This is a genomic window from Bradyrhizobium sp. MI1.7 (assembly GCF_055811795.1).
On the sequence record NZ_JBVVPO010000166.1, the window covers coordinates 1 to 3,650 of the forward strand.

Consider the following 3,650-nt stretch of genomic DNA (forward strand, 5'->3'; position numbering starts at 1 on the left):
CGCAATCTCGCCTTCACCGGCCAATTCTGCGAAATGCCTGACGACGTCGTGTTTACGGTGGAATATTCCGTTCGCGCCGCGCAAACCGCCGTGTTCACCTTGCTCGACGTTAAACGCGGGCTGACACCTGCTACTTCATTGCGCATCGACCACAGCAGAAAAGACACGACTAGCCGCGTAGGGCGGCCCAGTCAACCTCTTGCAATAATACCAAACGATCCGGAAAAATGTGAGAGAAGTCCTGCAAGGGTGCGGCAGCTATTCCGGGACTGAGACTAGTTCTCGCGGCGGTCCTTTATGCGATCCGGCAAGGTGCGTCCTGAATTCCGTCGCGGTGGACAGCCTGGCAGTTCGCGGCGCGAAATACATCCGATTCGCCAGCGAGCGCGCATGGATGTTGTGGGAGCGAGTTGCGACCTCTTCCCGAACATAGGCGGCAGATTGCCCGCCCAGGCAAGTATCACTTTGTTCCGGGACCATTTCGTTTCCCTACCTAAATCCGCAGTATGGAGTTCTTTGCCTTGGATCACGATACCATCCGCGCCGAGCTGATGTACTTGGAGTCGCTTGGCTCCCGACTCTCCGGCTCAAAGTCCCATGATCGACTTATCGAGCACGTCAAACAGCAGTGGGCCGATTTCGGCCTGCGAGTTCACGAAGACATTCTGCATTTCGATCGTTGGAGCATGGCGGCCGAAAACCGGAACAGTCTGCGTCTCGATATCGACGGACGCGACGTAGCGATCTCTTCGGTCTTTCCCTATTCCGGCACGACCGGCCCCCCAGGGATCGAAAAGCAATTGCATAGATTACGGGGCCCAATACCCCGATGGGCTAAAGCTCGCGGAGGAATTGCAGTCGTCGAGGTCCATAATCGTGAGTTCCCGCTTGGTGCGGTGGTCAAGACTTGGGACCGGGCTCGCGCATGGGGCAAGACCACTATGCCGCTGATCCCAGCTACACTCGCCGGCCTCGGCCTGACGCCTGCGAGACGAGCTGGCGTCGAAGCGGTGATCTTCGCTTGGCGCGGCATAAGCACCGCCAACGCCAAAGGACAGTATTTACCGTTCACGTTGCCCTACCAGAACATTCCAGCCGTCTTCGTGGCTGGAGACGAGGCCGACTTTGTACTCGCCGCCGCTTCACGAGGCGGCCAGGGAACGCTGATCGTTGATGCCGTGATGGAACGAGACAGCACCATGCGCACGATATGGGCGGTTGTAGAAGGTCGCAGCGCAGCCCATCAAACTGTGCTATTGGTGAGCCACAGCGACGGTACCAATATTCTCGAGGAGAACGGTCACATTGGTTTGGTCGAACTCGCCCGGCAGATGGTCGCTCAACCATTGGCGCGCACCGTCGTGTTCGTGTTAACCGCTGGACACCTGCGGATTCCGGCGCTCACTGACGATGGCCAAGCGACTTCGCGCTGGTTGCGGGATCACCCAGAGTGGTGGGCCGGCGGCCCCGGAAATCGCCACGCGGTGGCAGGTCTCGTGATGGAGCACCTCGGCGCTCGAGAATACCGGGACGATCCTGTCAACGACGCCTACGAGCCGACCGGCAAGCCCGAACCCGAATTGCTCTACGCCTCCACTCCGCAGCTGGCTGCGCTTATCGAATCAGAGTGGCGCACAACCGACGAACGACCGAGAGTGTCAGCCCCAAACGCGCTCATTCAATTCGGCGAAGGCCAGCCGCTCTACCTCAAAGGCATCCCGAACATCGCGCTCGTCACCATACCGCAGTACCTGCTAAGTGTTGAGCCGGGTGACTACGTCGACATCGCTCTGCTGAACAGACAATTGAGCAGCTTCGCGCGCCTGCTGCGACGAATAGACACCATGCCAATAAACGAGATCGGCACCGTCAAACCCATCACTTCACTCGTGAAAGCGGCTAGTGCGTTGCGTGCGATCGCTATTTTGGCTCACAACTGGTCGCACTGGCGATAAACCGCTTTCAGCAACCTGCGAATTTCGGGGAATAGATCCTCCGGTCCGGACCGAACCTGGGGACGGTTGCCTTCCTCGGCAGGCTGCCCTCGATCAGCCGGGCCAGCGTCGGCCTGCATGCGCCATCTTCGCAGGCTCGGCAGGCGTATTTGGGCGTCGGGTGACGACAACGCGGAACTGCGCCAGCACCATGTCCAGCCGCTCGCTCCTGTCTTCACCGATCTGATCCAGTCCGCCTTGGCAGGAGGAGCAGATCTTGTCGTCGGGTCGAGGACGACCTCGATCCGCGGAACATGGGCCGGAAGTGCCCCGCGATTGTTGCGGCGCTTGCGCGCCCGTTCGGTGCGACCTTCCGGAGCTGTCTCGTCCTGGCTGGCTTCCGTACAAGCCGCAACCTGTTGGACATCCTCTAGACCGAGTACCATCTGCTTCTCAGGAGGCGTCTCGGTCTTCCGGCCAAAAGCGATGACGCTGCAGCTCCTTGATGATCTGGCGCAGCCGCTCGCTCTCGTGAAGCGCTGCCAGCGGCAGCGCCTTGAGCGTTTCGGGATCATCAGGAAGGTTGTCGCTCACCGGCAATCAGCGCATATTCGCGCCAGCTTGACGATGCGCTCGATGCCCCTGATTCGCGCGGCCCACAATTATCCGGCTTTCGTCGGGACGATCGTCTCCCGTGCCGCGTGGACACACCGGCAGTCAAGCCCCTCAAGCAGCGCCGACAATTCCGCCGCCGACAAACGCGTCACGCCATCCCGATCTTCAGCCAGCGGAAGACGCAGTCTTCGCTTGATGGTCCGGCGCAAGATTGAGGCGGGACTTACCCCATGGATCGAGCGAGCCCGCGCCAGTCTCGTAGCTTCGTTCGCCAATGGTGTCGCCAAGGATGAGGCGGCAGTGCGGGCGGCGATCACTTCACCTTGGTCCAATGGGCAGACTGAGGGTCAGATCACGCGCCTCAAACTCGTTAGACGTCAAATGTACGGTCGCGGGAAAATCGACCTGCTTCAAGCCAGACTAATTGGCGCAGAATAATCGGAGCTGCACCAAAATTGCGTCAGAGCCCAAGCGGGACCCCTGGATCAGGGTCCACAGTGGCTTCCATCGAGTCATGGAAGCCGAGGTTGGGATGCTGGTGGTGGAGACGATTGGTAAGATCCGTCGCGCCTACTTTGTTGATGGTCGTCCGATCAAGGCGATCTGCCGAGAACTTGGCGTATCGCGGAAGTTCGCAAGGTCATTCGTTCTCAAGCGACGGAGTTCCGGTATGAGGGCGAGACGCAGCCACTCCCGAAGATGGGCGCCTGGAGTGCCGAGCTTGACCGGCTGCTGGCAGGGAATGAGAGCAAGGCGGCGCGGGAACGGCTGACGCTGATCCGGCTATTCGAAGAGCTTCGCGGCCTGGGTTATGCCGGCGGCTATGATGCGGTTCGTCGATACGTGCGAGGGTGGAGCAAGGAACGCGGCACCTCCACAGCGTCGGCCTATGTGCCGCTGAGCTTTGCACCAGGCGAAGCCTACCAGTTCGACTGGAGCCACGAGGTCGTCCTGCTGAGCGGCACCACGGTGATGGTGAAGGCTGCTCATGTCCAGCTCTGTCACAGCCGCATGCTGTTCGTGTGGGCCTATCCGCGGGAGACGCAGGAGATGGTGTTCGACGCCCACGACCGGGCGTTCGCCCTGTTCAAAGGCACCTGC

At 60.3% G+C, this 3,650-nt stretch carries 2 protein-coding genes and 3 pseudogenes; 4 read left to right on the forward strand and 1 reads right to left on the reverse strand.

From position 1 onward, the window contains the following. Both AC0L3X_RS46665 and AC0L3X_RS46670 read left to right on the forward strand, forming a co-directional pair. Window positions 1-273 (forward strand): oleate hydratase (locus AC0L3X_RS46665; RefSeq protein WP_473317561.1); only part of this gene is annotated, 273 nt, incomplete at its 5' end. A 248-nt stretch (window positions 274-521) separates the two neighbouring features. Continuing rightward, a complete protein-coding gene (locus tag AC0L3X_RS46670) occupies window positions 522-1,955 on the forward strand; it encodes a hypothetical protein (RefSeq protein WP_439034121.1) in 1,434 nt (477 codons plus the stop codon). Between the two features lie 61 nt (window positions 1,956-2,016). Here the strand turns inward: AC0L3X_RS46670 and AC0L3X_RS46675 are convergent. Further along, window positions 2,017-2,528 (reverse strand): annotated as a pseudogene (locus AC0L3X_RS46675) (IS66 family transposase); the annotation flags it as partial. 216 nt (window positions 2,529-2,744) lie between these two features. Between AC0L3X_RS46675 and AC0L3X_RS46680 the strand changes: the two are divergent. Together AC0L3X_RS46680 and AC0L3X_RS46685 are read left to right on the forward strand one after the other, a co-directional pair. After that, window positions 2,745-2,987: pseudogene (locus AC0L3X_RS46680) on the forward strand (transposase); the annotation flags it as partial. Window positions 2,988-3,081: 94 nt separating this feature from the next. Then, window positions 3,082-3,650: pseudogene (locus AC0L3X_RS46685) on the forward strand (IS21 family transposase); the annotation flags it as partial.